Annotated in this window: 17 protein-coding genes and 1 pseudogene; 7 read left to right on the forward strand and 11 right to left on the reverse strand. The window is 67.3% G+C overall.

The window, feature by feature from the left end:
- Nucleotides 1-74 precede the first annotated feature (74 nt).
- Nucleotides 75-2,402, forward strand: coding sequence for a ribonuclease R (gene rnr / locus ACP694_RS11640; RefSeq protein WP_426012519.1), 2,328 nt, complete (start codon nt 75-77; stop codon nt 2,400-2,402).
- A 39-nt stretch (nt 2,403-2,441) separates the two neighbouring features.
- On the opposite strand, the gene ACP694_RS11645 is transcribed toward rnr, so the two are convergent.
- Complete coding sequence (locus tag ACP694_RS11645) at nt 2,442-3,737, reverse strand: amidohydrolase (RefSeq protein WP_426012591.1); 1,296 nt, start codon at nt 3,735-3,737, stop codon at nt 2,442-2,444.
- A 166-nt stretch (nt 3,738-3,903) separates the two neighbouring features.
- Between ACP694_RS11645 and ACP694_RS11650 the strand changes: the two genes are divergently transcribed.
- The 3 genes from ACP694_RS11650 (at nt 3,904) to ACP694_RS11660 (ending at nt 5,934) form a co-directional block, all read left to right on the forward strand.
- A complete protein-coding gene (locus tag ACP694_RS11650; protein ID WP_426012521.1) occupies nt 3,904-4,632 on the forward strand; it encodes an NUDIX hydrolase in 729 nt (242 codons plus the stop codon).
- Nucleotides 4,633-4,875: 243 nt separating this feature from the next.
- Nucleotides 4,876-5,043: a 50S ribosomal protein L33 gene (gene rpmG / locus ACP694_RS11655; protein WP_007673017.1), complete on the forward strand. Its 168-nt coding sequence runs from the start codon at nt 4,876-4,878 to the stop codon at nt 5,041-5,043.
- A gap of 117 nt (nt 5,044-5,160) precedes the next feature.
- Nucleotides 5,161-5,934: a glutaminyl-peptide cyclotransferase gene (locus ACP694_RS11660; RefSeq protein ID WP_426012522.1), complete on the forward strand. Its 774-nt coding sequence runs from the start codon at nt 5,161-5,163 to the stop codon at nt 5,932-5,934.
- A 40-nt stretch (nt 5,935-5,974) separates the two neighbouring features.
- Here the strand turns inward: ACP694_RS11660 and ACP694_RS11665 are convergent, their stop codons facing one another.
- Nucleotides 5,975-7,342, reverse strand: coding sequence for a PleD family two-component system response regulator (locus ACP694_RS11665; protein ID WP_426012524.1), 1,368 nt, complete (start codon nt 7,340-7,342; stop codon nt 5,975-5,977).
- A gap of 4 nt (nt 7,343-7,346) precedes the next feature.
- On the reverse strand, nt 7,347-7,715 hold the full coding sequence (locus ACP694_RS11670) for a response regulator (RefSeq protein ID WP_426012525.1): 369 nt from the start codon (nt 7,713-7,715) through the stop codon (nt 7,347-7,349).
- 122 nt (nt 7,716-7,837) lie between these two features.
- On the opposite strand from ACP694_RS11670, the gene ACP694_RS11675 reads away from it, so the two are divergent.
- Nucleotides 7,838-8,485 (forward strand): hypothetical protein, encoded by a 648-nt coding sequence (locus ACP694_RS11675; RefSeq protein WP_426012527.1) that lies wholly within the window; start codon nt 7,838-7,840, stop codon nt 8,483-8,485.
- The gene (locus ACP694_RS11680) at nt 8,482-9,738 is read left to right on the forward strand and encodes a DNA polymerase IV (RefSeq protein ID WP_426012528.1); all 1,257 of its coding nucleotides are present in this window, start codon (nt 8,482-8,484) and stop codon (nt 9,736-9,738) included. Before ACP694_RS11675 ends, ACP694_RS11680 begins: the two co-directional genes overlap by 4 nt.
- A 155-nt stretch (nt 9,739-9,893) precedes the next feature.
- Here ACP694_RS11680 and rodA read toward each other — a convergent pair whose 3' ends face one another.
- The 7 genes from rodA to ACP694_RS11715 all read right to left on the reverse strand — a co-directional run bounded on the left by rodA (nt 9,894) and on the right by ACP694_RS11715 (nt 17,659).
- Nucleotides 9,894-11,051 (reverse strand): rod shape-determining protein RodA, encoded by a 1,158-nt coding sequence (gene rodA / locus ACP694_RS11685; protein WP_426012530.1) that lies wholly within the window; start codon nt 11,049-11,051, stop codon nt 9,894-9,896.
- Nucleotides 11,048-13,072: a penicillin-binding protein 2 gene (gene mrdA / locus ACP694_RS11690; RefSeq protein ID WP_426012532.1), complete on the reverse strand. Its 2,025-nt coding sequence runs from the start codon at nt 13,070-13,072 to the stop codon at nt 11,048-11,050. Before mrdA ends, rodA begins: the two co-directional genes overlap by 4 nt.
- 4 nt (nt 13,073-13,076) lie before the next feature.
- A complete protein-coding gene (locus ACP694_RS11695) occupies nt 13,077-13,592 on the reverse strand; it encodes a hypothetical protein (RefSeq protein WP_426012534.1) in 516 nt (171 codons plus the stop codon).
- Nucleotides 13,589-14,731 (reverse strand): rod shape-determining protein MreC, encoded by a 1,143-nt coding sequence (gene mreC, locus ACP694_RS11700; protein WP_426012536.1) that lies wholly within the window; start codon nt 14,729-14,731, stop codon nt 13,589-13,591. Before mreC ends, ACP694_RS11695 begins: the two co-directional genes overlap by 4 nt.
- Nucleotides 14,732-14,779: 48 nt before the next feature.
- A complete protein-coding gene (locus tag ACP694_RS11705; protein ID WP_004623009.1) occupies nt 14,780-15,823 on the reverse strand; it encodes a rod shape-determining protein in 1,044 nt (347 codons plus the stop codon).
- Between the two features lie 379 nt (nt 15,824-16,202).
- The gene (locus ACP694_RS11710) at nt 16,203-17,081 is read right to left on the reverse strand and encodes an EamA/RhaT family transporter (RefSeq protein WP_426012538.1); all 879 of its coding nucleotides are present in this window, start codon (nt 17,079-17,081) and stop codon (nt 16,203-16,205) included.
- Entirely contained in the window at nt 17,078-17,659 is a 582-nt protein-coding gene (locus ACP694_RS11715) for an O-methyltransferase (RefSeq protein WP_426012540.1), read from the reverse strand. Before ACP694_RS11715 ends, ACP694_RS11710 begins: the two co-directional genes overlap by 4 nt.
- Nucleotides 17,660-17,785: 126 nt before the next feature.
- On the opposite strand from ACP694_RS11715, the gene ACP694_RS11720 reads away from it, so the two are divergent.
- Entirely contained in the window at nt 17,786-18,259 is a 474-nt protein-coding gene (locus tag ACP694_RS11720) for a hypothetical protein (RefSeq protein ID WP_426012542.1), read from the forward strand.
- 82 nt (nt 18,260-18,341) lie between these two features.
- On the opposite strand, the pseudogene ACP694_RS11725 reads toward ACP694_RS11720, so the two are convergent.
- Nucleotides 18,342-18,438 (reverse strand): annotated as a pseudogene (locus tag ACP694_RS11725) (IS5/IS1182 family transposase); the annotation flags it as partial.

Consider the following 18,438-nt stretch of genomic DNA (forward strand, 5'->3'; position numbering starts at 1 on the left):
CAAAACGCCAGTCGTCGACGCGGACCCAACCCAGGAATAACGACATCCCCGCCCCGACGCGCTAAACCTCACCCATGCCTAAACCGCGCTCGCCCAAATCCTCGAAATTCCCCGCCGCCACCAAGACGGCCAAGCCTCCCGCCGGACTGCCTGATCGCGAGACGCTGATCGCCTTCCTGCGCGACGCCGGCGAGAGCGCCAAGGCCGACATCGCCCGTCACTTCGGCCTCAAGGGCGCCGACCGCCGGGCGTTGCGCGAAATGCTGCGCGAGTTGGAAAGCCAGGGCGCCCTGGGCAAGCGCGGGAGACGTGGTTTCGCGGAAGCGGGGGCGCTGCCCCCCGTCGGCGTGGCCGACGTGGTCGAGACCGACACCGACGGCGACCTGTTCGTCCGCCTGACCAAGGGCGGCGAGGACCTGTCGCTGGTGCGCCTGGCGCCCGGCAAGGGCGACAGCAACGCCGGCGGCGCGCCGGGCATGGGCGATCGCCTGCTGGTCCGCTTCGAGGTGCTTGAGAACGGCGAGACCGAGGCCCGGCTGATCAAGCGCCTGGGCCAGAGCGCCCACAAGATCCTGGGCGTCATCCGCAAGCACCGCCGCGAGACCCGTGTCGAGCCCGTCGACCGCAAGTCCAAGGAAAGCCTGCTGCTCAACGAGCAGGAGGCCAAGGACCTCAAGGACGGCGACCTCGTTCTTGCCCAGGTGGGCACGGCGTCTGGCCGCTACGGTCCCAAGTTCGGCAAGGTGCTGGAGGTGGTCGGCCGCGAGGATCACCCCCGCGCCGCCTCCTTGATCGCCATCTACAGCCACGGCATTCCGACCGGCTTCAGCGAGGAAGCCGAGGCCGAAGCCGCCGCCGCCAAGCCGCCGACCCTGGAAGGCCGCGATGATTTGCGCGACCTGCCGTTCATCACCATCGACCCCAGCGACGCGCGCGACCACGACGACGCCGTCTATGCCCATCCCGATCCGGACGCCGGCAATCTGGGCGGCTGGATCGTCTGGGTGGCCATCGCCGACGTCGCCGCCTATGTGCGCCCGGGCACCACCCTCGACCGCGAGGCCCGCGAGAAGGGCAACAGCGTCTATTTCCCCGATCGGGTGGAGCCGATGCTGCCCGAGGTGCTGTCCAACGGCCTGTGCAGCCTGCGCGAGGGCGAGAACCGCGCCACGCTGGCCGTGCGGATGGTGTTCGACAACCAAGGCCGCAAGAAGAGCCACCGCTTCGTGCGCGGCCTGATGCGCTCGGCCGCCAAACTCTCCTACGAGCAGGCTCAGGCCGCCATCGACGGCGTGGCCCCGCCGGAGGGCCAGGACCCGGACAAGGGCCCGCCCCTGCTGGATCCGATCCTGGCGCCGCTGTGGGCCGCCTTCCGCCTGATGGGCGTGGGCCGCGAGCAGCGCTCGCCGCTGGGCATCGAGAGCGACGAGCGCAAGATCATCATCACGAAAGAGGGCGAGATCGCCTCGATCACCCGCCGTCCCAGCCTCGAGGCCCACAAGCTGATCGAGGAAATGATGATCCAGGCCAATGTCTGCGCCGCCGAGAGCCTGGAAGCCAAGCGCACGCCACTGATCTACCGGGTGCACGATACGCCGAGCCAGGAAAAGGTCATGAGCCTGGTGGAGTTCCTGCAGACCCTGGAGGTCAAGTGGTCGAAGGGCGAGGCCCCAACCACGGCGCGCTTCAACAAGCTGCTGGACGACACGCGCGAGAGCCCGCACGCGGCGATCATCAACGAGGTTGTCCTGCGCACCCAGATGCAGGCGCACTATTCCAGCGACAATCTGGGCCATTTCGGCCTGAACCTGGCGCGCTACGCCCACTTCACCAGCCCGATCCGCCGCTACGCCGACCTGATCGTCCATAGAGCGCTGATCCGCGCCCTGAAGCTGGGCGACGACGGCCTGACCGACCAGGACATCTCGCAGATCAAGGACACCGCCGAGGTCATCACCCACGCCGAGCGCCGGGCCATGGCCGCCGAGCGCGACGCCACCGACCGCTACATCGCGGCCTTCCTGTCTGACCGGGTGGGCGCGACCTTCAGTGGACGGATCACCGGCGTCACCCGCTTTGGCCTGTTCGTGAAGCTGGACGAGACGGGGGCCGACGGCCTGGTGCCGGTCTCGACGCTGGGGGAAGAATATTTCGTCCACGACGACCGCATGCACGCCCTGGTCGGCGAGCGCACCGGGAAGCGCTTCCCGCTGGGACTGCGCGTCGAGGTCAAGCTGCGCGAGGCCACGCCAGTGACCGGCGGCCTGTTGTTCGAGATGTTGACCGACGCCCTGCCGAACGATCCCAAGGCTCCAAAGCCCAGGCTTGGCGTGCGATCGCGCCCGCCGGTCAAGCCGCGCGGGGGACTGCCCAAGGGGGTTCGACGGGGCACGCGGCGGTAGCTCTTCTTCCTTCTCCCCCTTGCGGGAGAAGGATTGCCATTATTTGCGTCCCAGATAATCCAGCGCCATCAGCACCTCGGCCTTCACGCCCGTCTCGAACACCGCTTCGTCCACATCGAAATAGGGCGAGTGGTTGGCCGGCGCCGTCGCCGCCGGCACAGACGCCGGCCGACCGCCCAGTTGGACGAACACCGCCGGGATCTTCTCGCCATAGCGGGAGAAGTCTTCGGCCCCGGTGACCAGGGCCGCCTGGTCGTCGACCTTGCCCGGCGAGGCCTTTTCCAGGCTGGCCTTGATGAAGGCCGACAGGGCCGGGTCGTTATAGGTGACCGGATAGGGCTGGGTGAACACGGCCTGGGCTTTGGCGCCATAGCGCTCGCCGATTGCGGCCACGGTCTTCTGGACCTTGTCGATGACGTCGGCGCGGCGTTGCGGGTTGAAGGTCCGCAGGGTGCCGGTCATCACCAGGTCTTCGGGGATGATGTTATTGCGCACCCCCATGTTGATGGTGGCGACCGTCAGGACGGTGGGCGAGGCGGCGACGTCGATCTGGCGGGCCGACAGCTGGTTGAAGGCCTGGATGATGTCGGCCGCGACGCTGGCCATGTCGACGCCGGCCCAGGGCCGCGCGCCGTGGGTCTGCTTGCCCTTGACGGTGATGGTCATCCGCTCGGACCCGGCATAGAACCCGCCGGCCCGGTAGTTCAGCAGGTTGGCGTCGGCGGGACCGATGTGCAGGCCGAAGATGGCGTCCACCTTGGGATGGTCCAGCGCCCCGTCGCGGATCATCAGCAGGGCGCCGCCCTCTTCGCCGGCTTGCGAACCTTCCTCGGCGGGCTGGAAGATCAGCACCACGGTCCCAGGGATCTCGGCCTTCATGCCGGCCAGCACGGTCGCCGCGCCAAGCAGCATGGCCACATGGGTGTCGTGGCCGCAGGCGTGCATGACAGGCAGGGTCTTGCCTTCCCACTGGGCCGTGACCTTGGAGGCGAACGGCAGGCCGGTCTTTTCCTGGACCGGCAGGGCGTCCATGTCGGCGCGCAGGGCCACCACCTTGCCGGGCTTGCCGCCTTTCAGCACGCCGACCACGCCGGTGCGGCCGACGCCCTCGCGGACCTCGAAGCCCAGGGCCTTCAGTTCCTTGGCCACCAGGGCGGCGGTGCGGACCTCCTGGTTACCCAGTTCGGGGTGTTCGTGGATGTCGCGTCGCCAAGCCACGACCTTCGGCTGGACGGCCTTGGCGGCGGCGGCGACCTGGGCGGTGGAGGGGGCGGCGAAGGCCGATCCCGTCGAGAGGGTGACGACCAGCGCCAGTCCCGAAACACGTGCGAACATGGCCATCCCCCGACTCCTCGATTGCGGCGCGAGATTGAGCGGACGGGGGATGAGGGTCAAGCGCGGGAGATGTTGGTAGGGAAACGCCCACGGGCATGTCCCCAATCCGAACCCTTGCCGCTACGGACGGCTGGCGCCGCGCGGCATCGAGACTAAGCTCCCCATCATGGATGAGCCGATCGAGGCCAAATTCGACACCCGCAACGACGGCGACGTGCGCGACGCGAACGCCGGACCGCTGAAGCCGCGCCACGCCGCGACCCTGATCATTGTCCGCGATGAGGGCCCCAAGCCCCAGCTGCTGATGGGCCGGCGCAATCGCGGCCTGGCCTTCATGGCCGACAAGTGGGTGTTCCCCGGGGGTCGGGTCGATCGCGGCGACTACGCCGCGCCCTCGGCGACCGAACTGGCGCCGGAGGCCGCCGCCCGTCTGACCCTGGAGCCGCGCCACCCCTCGCCGGCCCGCCTGGCCCGCGCCTTGGCCCTGGCGGCGGTGCGCGAGACCTTCGAGGAGACGGGCCTGCTGCTGGCCAAGGCCGCGCCCGCGCGCCCAGGCGCCGGCGCCTGGCGGCCGTTCCTGGCGCAGGGCGCCCTTCCTGACCTAGCCTCCCTGGCCTTCGTGGCCCGCGCCATCACCCCGCCCTATCGCACGCGGCGTTTCGACGCACGGTTCTTCATGGCCCCGGCCTCGGCCCTGCTGAGCCTGGAGCGCCAGCCCGACTGCGGCGAGTTGGACGAGATCGGCTGGTTCGACTTCGACGAGGCCCGGGCCCTGGATCTCCCCAACATCACCCGTTTCGTCGTTCATGAAGTGGAGCAGCGCCTAGTGGATTCTGGCCGCCCGGCCCCGTTCATGCGGTTTCTGCGCGGGGCGCGGCAGCTGACCTATCTGTGATCAAGCCCCTCCCCCGTGGGGGAGGTGGTCGCGCAGCGACCGGCGGGGGGAGTTTCGGGATCGAAGATCCGTAAGCTGGCCATCGTCCGATCACGCCCCACTCCGTCGGCTTCGCCGAAACCTGCCCCACAGGGGGAGGAATTGCCCGCTCACGGCAATTGACTTTGCGCCGCCGGTGAGTATGTTCCGCGCCTCTTATTTCGACCGCGTAGGGACCTGCGCGACCATCGCAGGGATTCGACCATGGCCAAACCGGCTTCCATCAAGATCCGCCTGAACTCGACGGCGGACACCGGCTTCTTCTACGTGACCAAGAAGAACGCCCGCACCAAGACCGAAAAGATGGTGCTGAAGAAGTACGATCCGGTCATCCGCAAGCACGTCGAATTCAAGGAAGGCAAGATCAAGTAGGTCTTGCCACCCTTTTCGATAGGATAGACGCCCGGCCGCAAGGTCGGGCGTTTTTCTTTGCCCCTCTCTTTCGCGACCCGTCTTGTTTTCGCCGCCTGAGGAAGGCCTAGCTGGGCCATGCGCCAACTCCCGCTTCTCGCCGTCTGGCTTGTCGCCACCCTGCTGAGCGCCTGTTCGCCGCAGGCGCGCGCCGCGACTCCAGTCTATGGCTACGCGGTCGTGCGCACCTATCCACACGACCCCCACGCCTTCACAGAGGGCCTCTTCCTGCGCAATGGCTTTCTATATGAGAGCACCGGCCTGGAAGGCGCCTCGTCGATCCGCAAGCTCGACCTCGAAACCGGCCAGGTTCAGCTGGAGCGGTCGATCGCCAGCCAATTCTTCGGTGAGGGCATCATCGACTGGAAGGATCGGCTGATCTCGCTGACCTGGAAGAACCAGGTCGGCTTCGTCTACGGTCTCGACGATTTTGAGACGCGCGGTGAATTCAGCTATCCCGGCGAGGGCTGGGCCCTGACCCGCGACGATCACCAGATCTACATGAGCGACGGCACCTCCCGCCTGCGGTTCCTGGATCCCGAGACACTCAGGGAAACCGGCGGCGTCACCGTCACCGACGAGGGTCAGCCGGTGGACCAGCTCAACGAGCTGGAATGGGTCAAGGGCGAGATTTACGCCAATATCTGGCAGACCGACCGCATCGCCCGCATCGACCCCCTGACGGGCGAGGTGAAGGGCTGGATCGACCTGACCGGGCTGTTGCCGGTCGCGGATCAGGCCGGTGTCGATGTGCTCAACGGCATCGCCTATGACGCCGAGACGGACCGGTTGATCGTGACAGGGAAATTCTGGCCGCGGCTGTATGAGATCAGGCTGGTGGCGAAGCCTTAATCCAAGGTCGGGGACATGCCCTCGGGCGTGTCCCCGACTGTTAAGCCGCCGCCTTGCCCACCACGGCGTTGCGTCCGGAGGCTTTCGCTTCGTACACCGCCTCGTCGGCGCGCTTGAGCAGGGTCTCGGGCGTGTCGTTGGGGCCAAAGCTGACCGAAACACCGATCGAGATGGTCACCGTCAGTAACTCTGTCCCGTGGGCTACGCGGAAGGGCGAGCCGGCCACGTGCATGCGAATCCGCTCGGCGATGCGCAGGGCGTCTTCCAGCTGGGTGTCAGGCATGATCACCGTGAACTCCTCGCCGCCGTAGCGGCAAGGCAGGTCGATGGCGCGGACATTGGAGGCCAGGCGCAGGGCGAACTCGCGCAGCACCTCGTCGCCGACGTCGTGGCCGAAGCCGTCATTGATCTTCTTGAAATGGTCGATGTCGATCAGCAGGGCCGCGACCGGGTCGCCGCCCAGGGCCGCGCGCTTGACCAGCGAATCGAGCTGACCGGCCATGTAGCGGCGGTTGTGCAGGCCGGTCAGCTGGTCGGTGACCGCCAGTTCAAGGCTGTGGTCGAGGTTCTGGCGCAGATAGTCGGTGTAGCGCTTGCGCTGGATCTGGGTCTTGACCCGGGCCGACAGTTCCTGCGGGTCGATTGGCCGCGGCAGGATGTCGTTGATGCCGATCTCCAGCGCCTTGACCAGGCGCGTCCGCTCATCGGGATCGACCATGGCCAGGATCGGCAGGTGGCGGGTGCGCTCGTCCGACCGCAGGCCGGCGGCAAAGCGCAGGCCGTCGAAGCTCTTGGCGGCGGCGTTGATGATGACGAGGTCGACCGGCCCGCCGGCGCTGATCTGAGCCTTGGCCGGATCGATCTCGATCACCGGGCGGTGCTCGATCGACAGCTCGTTGGCGACGCGCTGGGCCTGGCGTTCATTGTCATCGACGATCAGCACCCGGCCGCCCAGGCCGTCGAGGCGAGAGGCGGCGCCGGCGATCACGCCCATGCGGCGGCCCGAAGCCTCGCGCTGGCGAAGTTCGTCGATCACCAGCTTGAAGCGGGTCAGGCTGCGCACGCGAGCGAAAAGCATGACGTCGTCGATGGGCTTGGTCAGAAAGTCCGAGGCGCCCGCCTCAAGGCCCTGGATACGGTCGGCGCGGCCATCCAGCGCCGTGACCAGCACCACGGGGATGTGCCGGGTGATCGGGTCTTCCTTGAGCCGCTTACAGACAGTGAAGCCGTCCATGCCGGGCATCATCACATCCAGCAGAATGACGTCGGGCAGCTCGGCCGCCGCCATGGCCAGGGCCGTGGTGCCGTCGCTGGCGGTCGAAACCTGATAATATTCAGCCGAAAGCTTAGCCTCGAGCAGCCGCACATTGGCGTCGATATCGTCGACGACGAGAATGCGCGCGCTCACGGGCCTACCTCTCCAGCAACCGGCGGATCGTGTCGAGGAAGTGCGACACCGAGATGGGCTTGGAGATATAGGCCTCGCAACCGCCCTCGCGAATGCGCTCCTCGTCGCCCTTCATGGCAAATGCCGTAACGGCGACGACGGGGATGTGTGACAGATCGTCGTCCTCCTTGAGCCACTTGGTGACTTCAAGACCCGAGATCTCCGGCAGCTGGATATCCATCAGGATCAGGTCGGGACGGTGCTCACGGGCGATCGACAGAGCCTGCAGGCCCTCGCGGGTTTGCAAGATCTCGTAACCCTGGGCTTCGAGCAGATCATGAAACAGCTTCATGTTCAGCTCATTATCCTCCACGATGAGGACCTTCTTCGTCATCCTGACCCCGACCATTCCGGTCCGTGGCGGCGCATGAGGGATTTGCGTCGCTTCTGGGTTCCAGATGCCACGAATATCCTTAAGCCCGCGCTAATCGCGTTCACCAACATCGACCTTGGATCATGGAACCCAGTTCTACCGACCTCCAGACCTGCAAGGTTCGCGCGGATGCGCCGCTCGTCATCGTCGATGTCGATGAGGTGCTCGCCCGGTTCATGCACGGCTTCGGGACCTTCATCGCCCGGCACGGCTTCGAACTGCGGTTCGACCGCTACGCCCTGTTCCAGAACATCTACCGGCCCGGCGAGACCGAGCATCTGGACCTGATCGCCGGGCGGATGCTGTTCGATGATTTCTTCCGCGATGGATCTGGCGATCTGCTGCCGGCGATCGGCGCGGCCGACGCCTTGGCCGACCTGTCGGGCAGGGCCGACGTGGTGATTCTAACCAACGCCCCTGAGCACGGCCGTCAGTCCCGAGCCCGCTGGCTGAAGACCCACGGGTTCGACTATCCGCTGGTGATCAACAGCGGCCCCAAGGGACCGTCGGCGGCCGACCTGGCCAGTCGCACCAGCGGCCCGTCGGTATTCATCGACGATCTGCTGCCGCAGCTCGACTCGGTTGCGACCAGCGCGCCGGCCATCACCCGTTTTCAGATGGTGGCCGACGAACGCCTGCGCCCCCTCGCCCCTGCCGATCCGGAGCGCCACACCCGCATCGATCTCTGGCCGGACCTCAAGACGGCCATCGAGCTAAAGCTTTTCTTGTGAAAGCCCTGTGCCGCGACTGCCTGGCGACGGGCGAGGCCAAGGTCTCGCGCTGTCCGTCCTGCCAGTCGCCGCGGGTGATCTTTCACGAGGAGCTGGGCCAGCTGTCGATGGCCCACCTGGACTGCGACGCCTTCTATGCCTCGGTTGAGAAGCGCGACGATCCCAGCCTGCGCGACAAGCCGGTGATCGTCGGCGGCGGCAAGCGCGGCGTGGTGACCACCGCCTGCTACATCGCCCGGATGAGCGGACCGCGCTCGGCCATGCCGATGTACAAGGCGTTGAAGCTGTGCCCCGACGCCGTGGTCATCAAGCCCAACTTCGCCAAGTACAAGCACGAGAGCGCGCGGATCATGGCCAAGCTGGAGGCCCTGACGCCCCTGGTTCAGCCCCTGTCGCTGGACGAGGCCTGGATCGACCTGTCAGGCACCGAGCGCCTGCACGGCGCCCCGCCGGCGGTGATGCTGGCCAAGGTTCAGCGGGAGATCGAGGCCGAGGTGGGGATCACCGTCTCGATCGGCCTGGCGCCCAACAAGTTTCTGGCCAAGATCGCTTCGGAGCTCGACAAGCCGCGCGGCTTTTCGGTGATCGGCGCCGTAGGAGTCGAGGCCTTCCTGGCGTCGCGTCCGGTGTCGATCCTGCCCGGCGTGGGTCCCGTCACGGTCACCAGCCTTGCCTCGGAGGGCCTGCGCACGGTCGGCGACATCGCGGCGGCCGACCTGAAGTGGCTGGTCAAGGTGCTGGGCTCCAGCGGCCTGCGGCTGCATCACCTGGCCCATGGCCGCGACGTGCGGTCGGTCGATCCCGAGCAAGAACGCAAGACGATCAGCGCCGAGACCACCTTCAATGACGACCTCTACAAGCGCGACGACCTCGAGGACGAGCTGTGGCCGCTATGCGAGAAGGTCGCCCGCCAGGCCCGGGCCGGCGGGGTGGCCGGCCGGGTCATTACCCTCAAGCTGCGCACGCCGGACTTCAAGATCCGCACCCGTCGCCGCACTCTGCCGGTGCCGATCCAGACGGCCCGGACGTTGTTTCAGGTGGCGCGTGAGCTGTTGGCCGCCGAGCCGGGTGGCTTGCACTATCGCCTGATCGGCGCGGGGCTGACGGACTTCGTGCCGGCCGAGGGGGCCGCCGACGACTTCTTCGCGGGAGACGAGCGCAAGGCGTTGAAAAGCGAGACGGTGATCGACGGGCTGCGCGGGAAGTACGGGGCGGGGGCGGTGATGACCGGGCGGGCTTTGAAGGGAAAGTAGGTGGCTCACCCACTTGCCCCCACCTGACGGCTTCGCCGTCTGTCGCGGCGAGGGGGCGGAGCTTCGCGCCAGCGCCGGCGCCTGAGCTCTTCCCCCTCTGGGGGAAGACGATCGCGAAGCGATCCTTAGGGGGCAAGTGATCGCCCCCCTAGATCCTACATCAACGAACCCTTGCCGCTGGTCACCTCGGTATAGCGGTGCACCCGCACGGCCTGGACCAGCCCAAACCCGACCATCACCGTCAGCATGACCGTGCCGCCGTACGACAGCATCGGCATCGGCACGCCCACCACCGGGGCCATGCCCATCACCATGGCGCCGTTGATCAGCACATAGAGCGCGAAGGTCGCGGTGACGCCCGCCGCCGACAGCCGGCCGAAGTGGCTGTGGCTGATCGAGGCGATGCGCAGGGCCATGAAGATCGCCACGCCGTACAGGAACAGCACGCTGAAACAGCCGATGAAGCCGAATTCCTCGGCCAGGGTGGCGAAGATGAAGTCGGTCTGTTTCTCGGGCAGGAAGTTCAGCTGGCTCTGCGAGCCCAGGCCAAAGCCCTTGCCCATCAGCCCGCCGGAACCCAGGGCGATCTTCGACTGCATGATGTGATAGCCGTTGCCCGACGGGTCGTTTTCCGGGTGCAGGAAGGTCAGGATGCGGTTGCGCTGATAGTCGTGCAGCACGAAGAAGATGAACGGCGGCAGGGCCGCGAGCCCCAGCACGATCCCGCCGATGATCAGGCGCAGCGACAGGCCGGCCAGCACCATCACCGCCAGGCCCGGCAGGGCGATCAGCACAGCGGTCCCCAGGTCGGGTTGGTGAGCGACGAGCAAGGTGGGCAGACCGATCAACACCACCGGCACCAGCAGCTTCCACGACAGCCGGGCGCTGTCGGCCGAAAGGCCGTGATAATAGCGAGCCAGGGCCAGGACGACGCCGATCTTCATCACCTCGGACGGCTGAAACCTCAGGGGGCCTAGCTGCAGCCAACGCTGGGCTCCCAACGAGACGTCGCCGATCAGTTCGACCAGCACCAGCAGGATCAGGCCCGCAGTATAGATGGGATAGGCCAGGCTGAACCAGACCCGCAGGTCCAGCATGGCCAGGCCGATCATGAACACGAAATAGATCCCGAAGCGCAGCAGGTGCTTGTCGGCCCAAGGCTCCCACGAGCCGCCTGCGATCGAGAACAACATCAGCGCGCCGGTGCCTGCGATCAGGCAAAGGACCAAGCACAGGGTCCAGTCGATCTCCATGAACTTGATGATCGGCCGGTCGCGTTCGCCGGGCCGGCTGAGGCCGCCGCTGAGGGTCATCGGGGTGTTCCAGGAACGGGGGCGGGAACGGGAGGCGGCGGAGGCGCGCCCTCGGTGGGATCTTCGGGCGCCGCGCCTTCGACCGCGCCGTCGGCGGCCTCGACCGGCGCGTCAGGCAGCGGCGCGGGGCGTTCGATGCGGGCGCGGATTTCGGGATCCTTCAGCAGCGCCACGCGCATCACCTCGCGGGCCCGCGGGGCGCCGGCGGTGGCGCCGCCCATGCCGCCATGCTCGATGATCACGGCGACGGCGTAGCGCGGGTCATCATAGGGCGCGAAGGCCACGAACAGGTTGTGGTCCTTGAGCTTCCAGGCGACGCTGTCGCTCTTGCGGTTGGCGACCTTGTCATAGCTGCGGACCTGGGCGGTGCCGGTCTTGCCGGCCATCTTGACGTCGCCCAAACCCAGCTGGCTCTGGCGATAGGCCGTGCCGCGCACGTCATTGGCGACCGCCTCCATGCCGCCGCGCACATAGGCCAGGTGCTCCATCGTGAACGGCAGGTCGGGCACGGCCGCGCCGCTGGGCTGCTCGACGCCGCCGACTGACTTGATAAGCCGCGGGTTCAGCGCCTTGCGACCGTTAGCCAGACGCGCGGTCATCACCGCCAGCTGCAGGGCATTGACGTTCAGAGCCCCCTGCCCGATCCCATAGCTGGGAGTCTCGCCCGGAAACCAGGTCTGGTTCGGGGGATTTTTGACGTTTGCCCGCTTCTTCCAGGCACGATCAGGCACCAGCCCCTTCTTCTGGCCGGGAATGCCGATATCGAAGGTCTGGCCAAAGCCCATGGCCCGGGCGGTCGTCGCGATGGCGTCGGGGCCGACCTTCAGCGCCGTCTGGTAGAAATAGATGTCGCAGGAGTTCTTGATGGCCTCGTGCATGTTCTGCGAGCCGTGCCCGCGCTTCTCCCAGCACCGCCAGGTGCGGTTGCCATAGTACCAGCTGCCGCCGCAATTGACCCGCGCCTCGGGGTCCACGCCCGCAGTCAGAGCGGCCAGACCAACGGTCGGCTTGAAGGTCGAGCCGGGCGGGAAGGTGCCGTTCAGCACCTTGTCCAGCAGCGGCTTGCGCTCATATTCGGCCAAGGCGCGATATTCGGGACCCGACAGGCCCTTGACGAAGCGGTTGGCGTCGAAGCTGGGGGCCGAGACCATGGCCAGCAGGTCGCCGTTGCGGATATCGATCACGACGATCGCGCCGCTTTCCTCACCCATCACTTCCAGCGCGCGGTTCTGGATGTCGGCGTCCAGCGTTAGCCGCACTTCCTTGCCGGCGGTCGGCAGGATGTCGCCCTCGGGATCCAGGCGCACGACGCGGCCCTGGGCGTCGACCTCGGCCTTGGTCGCGCCGGGACGGCCGCGCAGGTCGCGGTCGAGGGCCTTTTCGATCCCCGCCTTGCCGATCCGGAACCCCGGATGGTGCAGCAGGTCCTGGTCGGGCTCGTCCTTGGCCTTTTCCAGGTCGCGATCCGAGACCTTGGCCACATAGCCGATCACGTGGGCGAAGGCCCCGCCGAACGGATAGACCCGCACCTCGCCCATGTCGGCGGTGACGCCCGGCAGCTCAGGGGCGCGGATGTTGACGCGGGAGAACTCCTCCCAGGTCATGTCTTCCATCACCGCCACCGGAGCCTTCTTGGGCGCGCGGGCGATGTCCTTGATCAGGCGCGACCGGCGCGTACCGTCGATCGGCACCAGAGTGGCCAGGTCGTCGAGGGAGGCCTCGACGTCGAAATCCTTGGAGTCCTTGGTGATCAGCAGCCGGAAATTGGGCCGGTTCGAGGCCAGGGCCACGCCGTTGCGGTCGAGGATCAGGCCGCGGGGCGGCGGCACCAGGCGGTAGTTGAACTGGTTGCCGGCCGAGAGCTTCTGATAGCGCTGGGCCTCGACCAACTGCAGCTGCGCCAGCCGTCCGCCCAAGGCAAGCAACCCGCCGCCAGCCAGGCCGCCCATCAGAAACGCCCGGCGGTGGAAGACCCCCTGCCGCTCATTGACCTCGAAGAAGAAGATGGACGGTTCGCTCATGGCGTCACCGGAACCGAACGTCCGCGTCCTCGAACCGGTCGATCAGCCGGTGGGCGAACGGAAACAGCAAGGCGGTCACCAGGAATTGCCAGAACACGGCCAGCAGACTGGGCATGGCCAGACTGTCTAGCATGGTGAACAGGAAACCGCCGATCATCGCCACGGCAGTGACTCCGGAAAACCAGGCCCACATGATTGGCCGGCTCTGGCCGGTCATCATGTTGCGGCCGGCCAGGGCGGTGGCGTAGGCCACCAGCAGCGACAGCGCCCACAGGCCCGAAGGCCCGCCCCAGAACACATCCAGGAACAGGCCCAGAACCAGCAGGGCGAAGGGCGCCAGGATCGACGGGCGGATCAGGGCCCAGGCAAAGGCGGGGACCATGGCGAACACGGGCTCCGGAAGTTGCAGGCCATAGAGGCGGATCGGCGCGGCGAAGACGACGGTCGCCAAGATCGACAGCAGCAGCGGCACGCCCAGCCAGCGCGCGGGATGCAGAGGCCGCGCGCCGCCCATGCTCATAGCGCGCCGCCTGGCGGCTGGGCCGCCGCGGGAACCGTGGCCGGCGGCTTGGGCGCGGCCGGCTTTGAAACCGCAGGCTTCGGCGGCGCGGTTGCGGGCTTGGGTGTGGCCGAGGTTGTCGCCGGCGGCTTGGCTGAGCCGGCGGTAGCCGGCTTGGGCGAGGTCGCTGGCGCGGTCGTCGCTGGCGTGGTCGTCGCTGGCTTGGGCGCCATGGCTGGGCCGAGGATCGAGACGTTGGGGTCTTCCGTCGTCACCGGCGGCAGGCTGCGGGCCAGTAGCGCTTTCTGGTCGGCCAGCTGCGAGAAGTCCGTGAACAACAGGATACGGACATAGTCGATGGCGGTGTCGTCGGCGAACAGCACCACGCGCCAGCGGCCGTCCAGGCCCTTGACCGCCGCGCCTACCGGCAAGCCGCGCGGCACCACGCCGCCATCGCCCGAGGTGACGACACGGTCGCCCTCCTTGATCGGATCGGCGCCGCGCAGATAGTCCAGCTTGGGATTGGGACCGCCGTCGCCGGTCAGGATGGCGCGGGCGTTGGTGCGGTCGATCATCACCGGCGTCCGCGAGGCGATGTCGGTCAGCAGCAGCACCCGGCTGGCGCCATTGGCCACGCCCACCACACGGCCGACCAGGCCGCGCTCGTTCATGACTGGATTGCCCACAACCACGCCGCGCTCGGCGCCGGCGTCGGCCAGGCGAGTGTTGGCGAAAGGGCCGCGGGTGTCGATGACCACGCGGGCGGCGACCATCGGGATCGGCGGATCTGTGCGCAGGCCCAGCAGCGAGCGATAGCGGTCGTTCTTGTCGACTTCGGCCAGATACTGGTCGCGATAGCCGCGCATGTCCTTGAGCTCGGCCTTCAGTCGGCGGTTTTCGGACGCCGTGAAGAAGTAGCTGCTGACGAAATCGACGCCCAGGCCGGTCCAGCGCCCTGGAGCGGCGATGGCGCCGCTGACCGGCTTGGATACCGTGTCCATGGTCTGGCGGGTCACGCCATAGGCCTGCTGCTGAAGGCTCTCCCGCCGGTCGGCCAGCAGGAACGCCACCGCGATCACGACGGCGACGATCAACGCCACGGCCGCGGTCCAGGTCAGCGGCACTTTCAGGTCACCGAGCGGACCTTCGCGAAAGGGCACGTACGAGTTCTCCCGACGCCCCCCGCGGCGTCCAGATTAAATTGACGCCTAGGCGAGAGTCGATTCAAGAACGCCCTTCATCCACTTGGGATGTTCGAGCACCTTGCCGCAGCCCAAGGCCACGCACGACAACGGATCGTCGGCCACGGTGACCGGCAAGCCGGTGTGGTCGCGGATCTCGGCGTCCAGGCCGCGCAGCAGCGCGCCGCCGCCGGTCAGCATGATGCCCTTGTCGGCGATGTCGCTGGCCAGTTCCGGCGGGGTGGCTTCCAGAGCCACCTTCACGGCCTCGACGATCTGCCCGACCGGCTCGGCCAGGGCGTCGGCGGCCTGCTTTTCGCTAATGCGCACCTCGCGCGGCACGCCCTGCATCAGGTCGCGGCCCTTGACGTCGATCGACAGGCCTTCGCCGTCGGCCGGGGCGCGGGCGGTGCCGATTTCCTTCTTGATGCGCTCGGCGGTGGTCTCGCCGATCAGCAGGTTATGGTGACGGCGCATGTAGCTGATGATCGCCTCGTCCATCTTGTCACCGCCGACGCGGACCGAACGCGAATAGACGATGCCCGACAGCGACAGCACGGCTACCTCGGTGGTGCCGCCACCGATGTCGACGACCATCGAGCCAGTCGGCTCGTGAATGGGCAGGCCGGCGCCGATCGCGGCGGCCATCGGCTCGTCGATCAGGCCCACGCGACGGGCGGACGCATTGAGGCAGCTGTCGTTGATCGCCCGGCGTTCGACGGCTGTGGCGCCCGACGGCACGCAGACGATGACCTTGGGGTTCACGAAGCCCTTGCGGTTGTGAACCTTGCGGATGAAGTATTTGATCATCTCCTCGGCGACTTCGAAGTCGGCGATGACCCCGTCACGCATGGGGCGGATGGCTTCCATGTGGCCCGGCGTGCGGCCCAGCATTTGCTTGGCCTCGATACCCACGGCGTGAACGATCTTTCGGCCGCCGACATTGCGCAACGCCACGACGGACGGTTCGTTCAGCACGATGCCCTTGCCCTTCATGTAGATGAGCGTGTTGGCGGTGCCCAGGTCGATGGCGATATCGTTGGAAATGACGCCGAAGAGGGAAGAAAACATTGAAAGCCCTGACTGAGGGGATAGGGGGGCGAAGCGGTACGACGGACAGGTAGGACGGGGCGGGCGAGATCGGTAGGCGAAGCGGAGCCATTTGCGGCGTATTGACGACGAAGGCGAAGGGAAAAGATGGCTCCTACTTCAATTCCCCCCGAGGACAACATGATTCCCGCATTTGCGGGCTTTCGTCCCAGTGATGACCGCTCGCCGCGCGACGGGAGCGCGAGCCTCTGCCGCGCCGTCGTCCAACTGCCGTAAAGCGTATCGACGATGCCCGTTTGCCCTGCGAAAGCGTTGATTTCAAGGTCTATTAAAACGCTTGGCTCACCTCATTTCGCAGAACGGCGACGCCGGGAGGTTCAACCCAGAAACATGGCGTTTTCTAGCCGAGCGCCGCCATGACCACGCCGACCGCCGCGATCAGTCCGAAGACCATCTGAGCGGGGCTCAGCCGCTCGGCGAACAGCCGGCGTCCGGCCAAGGCGGCCATCGGCATTTCGACCACCCCGACCGCTCGTACGGGTCCCACGGGGCTCAGCGCCATGGCGGTGAACCACAGGCCCGAGGCGACCGCGCCGCAAAACCCCGCCCCCAGCGACCGCCGCCAGGCCTTGACCACCGCGACCAGAGCGTCGGGATTGCGAACCGCCAGGAAGGCCGTCAGGGCGACGGTCTGGATGGCTTGGACGATCATCACCGTCACCAGGGCCGAGACCGGCGGATGGGCCGGATCGAAGGCCAGAGCGGCCTGACGGAAACAGTTGGCGCACAAGGCGAAGGCCGCGCCGGAGGCCAGTCCCGCCAGCACCGCGCCGCGTCGCATCGGCGGTCCGCCGCGCGGCCAGGTCAAGGCGGCGAGGCCGATGGTGGCGATCAGCCCGCCGATCCAGGTGACGGCCGAGATCTTGTCGCCGAACAGCAGAGCGCCCCAGACGAGAGCGAACGGCAGGCCGCTCTGCTGCAAGGCCGTGCCCAAGGCGAAGGACGAGCGGTGCATGGCGGTCAGCAGCGCCGCGGTGGCGCCGATCTGCAGGGCCGCCCCGGCCACGCAAGCCAGCCAGAACCACACCGTGGCGTGGGCGCTGGCGCCCGGCGTCACGGCCCAAGCAATGGCTGCGAATAGCGTTGCGAAGGGCAGGCCGAACAGGAACCGCACCAGCGTCGCGCCCCAGGGCCCCGCCCCGCCCATGAGCGAGCGCTGGGCCGCATTGCGGGCCACCTGGAAGCCAGCGGCGGCGATGGTGATGGGAATCCAGATCATGGCCGTCTCGCCGCGATGACCAGGCCCGACGCCCAGCCCAGGGCCACGGTCGCCAAGTCGGGATGGGATTTCAGCCGCGCCGCCAGGGCGTCAACGCGAGGTTGATGGCCTGGCGGCCAGTTGGGTTGGCGGCTCATGTCGTCGATCACATAGAACCCGCCGGGCCTTAGCAGCGCCAGCGTCTCGTCCAGCCCCTCGTACTTGCCCGGCCACGCGTCGGCGAAGATCAGATCGAACGCGGCCGGGGGATGAGCGCGCACATAGTCCAGCCCGTCGCCAATCGCAAACGTCACGCGTGGGTCGCCGCCCAACACATCGCGGGCCACGGTCTGGACCGCTGGATCACTGTCCACGGAGACCAGCGACGCCCCCTGCCCCATCCCGGCCAGCAGCCAAGCGGTCGCGAGGCCCGTGCCGGTTCCCAACTCCAGAAGCCTGCCGCCCGGCTTTGAAGCCGCGAGGAAGCGTAGCATGGCTCCGGTGTCGGGCTCCGACGGCATGTCGAAGCCCAGGGCGCGGGAACGGCGGTCGATCTGTCGCCAGACGGGCGGCGCGGCGGCGGCGTTGTCGTCGAACATCGGCTGATCCTTATGCCGCCCTTATGCGGACGGCGGGTTTCGGAATGGAGGCCTTAGGTCCCCTTGGCGCAGTTTGCGGCGGTCGGCGCGTCTGGTGATGCATCCGACCAGCCCAGAGGTTTCGACATGTCGTCCCACCCATTTCGTCAGGCCGCGCAGTTCCTGCTGGGCGTTCCGACCGGTGGCATCCACCACACGCTAGGGCGCATGCTCACCCTCGCCCAGGCCACGCCGCTGTGTTTCGTGGCGGTGACCGGACCCGAGGCGGGCGAGGCGATGAGCGTGCTTTGGCGCAAGGGCTACGACCGGGTGGAGGCCGCTCGCCGCGCCACCTGTCGCGCCGCCGACGAACAGAGCGACGTGCTGCTGGTGGTCGGCTGTTCCACGCTCGCCGATGCCCGGGCCGCCGCAGCCTCGACCATGACCATGCTGCGCCCCGGCGGGGTGCTGGTCATCGACGCCGGCGCGTTCCTGGAACAGGAGCCGCGTCGGGCGCTGTGCGAGGACTTGCGGACGCTGGGCCTGGACGTCGAGGCGCAGGCCTATCTTTCGGCGGAAGTTCTGGCGACACGACCCTTTTCGAAGCGGGCGGCGGCCTAGCTCAAACGGTCGTCATCCCGGACAAGCGAAGCGCCGATCCGGGATGACAATCGTTGTTGACTAGGCCGTAGTGACGATTTAGCTATTTGAGCCATAGCATGATGGCGGCGAGGGTTACGAAGCCCATGAAGGTGGTTGCAAGCTTGTCGTACCGGGTTGCGATGCGGCGGAACTGCTTG

This window comes from Caulobacter sp. DWR2-3-1b2, assembly GCF_049896345.1.
Taxonomy (GTDB): domain Bacteria; phylum Pseudomonadota; class Alphaproteobacteria; order Caulobacterales; family Caulobacteraceae; genus Caulobacter.

Coding starts and splice junctions, on each gene's coding strand:
- rodA (WP_426012530.1), bottom strand. CDS start 11,051: ATGACCCTCAGCGGCGGCCTCAGCCGGCCCGGCGAACGCGACCGGCCG.
- ACP694_RS11675 (WP_426012527.1), top strand. CDS start 7,838: ATGGAACCCAGTTCTACCGACCTCCAGACCTGCAAGGTTCGCGCGGAT.
- ACP694_RS11670 (WP_426012525.1), bottom strand. CDS start 7,715: ATGACGAAGAAGGTCCTCATCGTGGAGGATAATGAGCTGAACATGAAG.
- ACP694_RS11645 (WP_426012591.1), bottom strand. CDS start 3,737: ATGTTCGCACGTGTTTCGGGACTGGCGCTGGTCGTCACCCTCTCGACG.
- ACP694_RS11715 (WP_426012540.1), bottom strand. CDS start 17,659: ATGTTCGACGACAACGCCGCCGCCGCGCCGCCCGTCTGGCGACAGATC.
- ACP694_RS11650 (WP_426012521.1), top strand. CDS start 3,904: ATGGATGAGCCGATCGAGGCCAAATTCGACACCCGCAACGACGGCGAC.
- ACP694_RS11695 (WP_426012534.1), bottom strand. CDS start 13,592: ATGAGCATGGGCGGCGCGCGGCCTCTGCATCCCGCGCGCTGGCTGGGC.
- rnr (WP_426012519.1), top strand. CDS start 75: ATGCCTAAACCGCGCTCGCCCAAATCCTCGAAATTCCCCGCCGCCACC.
- ACP694_RS11720 (WP_426012542.1), top strand. CDS start 17,786: ATGTCGTCCCACCCATTTCGTCAGGCCGCGCAGTTCCTGCTGGGCGTT.
- ACP694_RS11705 (WP_004623009.1), bottom strand. CDS start 15,823: ATGTTTTCTTCCCTCTTCGGCGTCATTTCCAACGATATCGCCATCGAC.
- ACP694_RS11660 (WP_426012522.1), top strand. CDS start 5,161: ATGCGCCAACTCCCGCTTCTCGCCGTCTGGCTTGTCGCCACCCTGCTG.
- mrdA (WP_426012532.1), bottom strand. CDS start 13,072: ATGAGCGAACCGTCCATCTTCTTCTTCGAGGTCAATGAGCGGCAGGGG.
- rpmG (WP_007673017.1), top strand. CDS start 4,876: ATGGCCAAACCGGCTTCCATCAAGATCCGCCTGAACTCGACGGCGGAC.
- ACP694_RS11710 (WP_426012538.1), bottom strand. CDS start 17,081: ATGATCTGGATTCCCATCACCATCGCCGCCGCTGGCTTCCAGGTGGCC.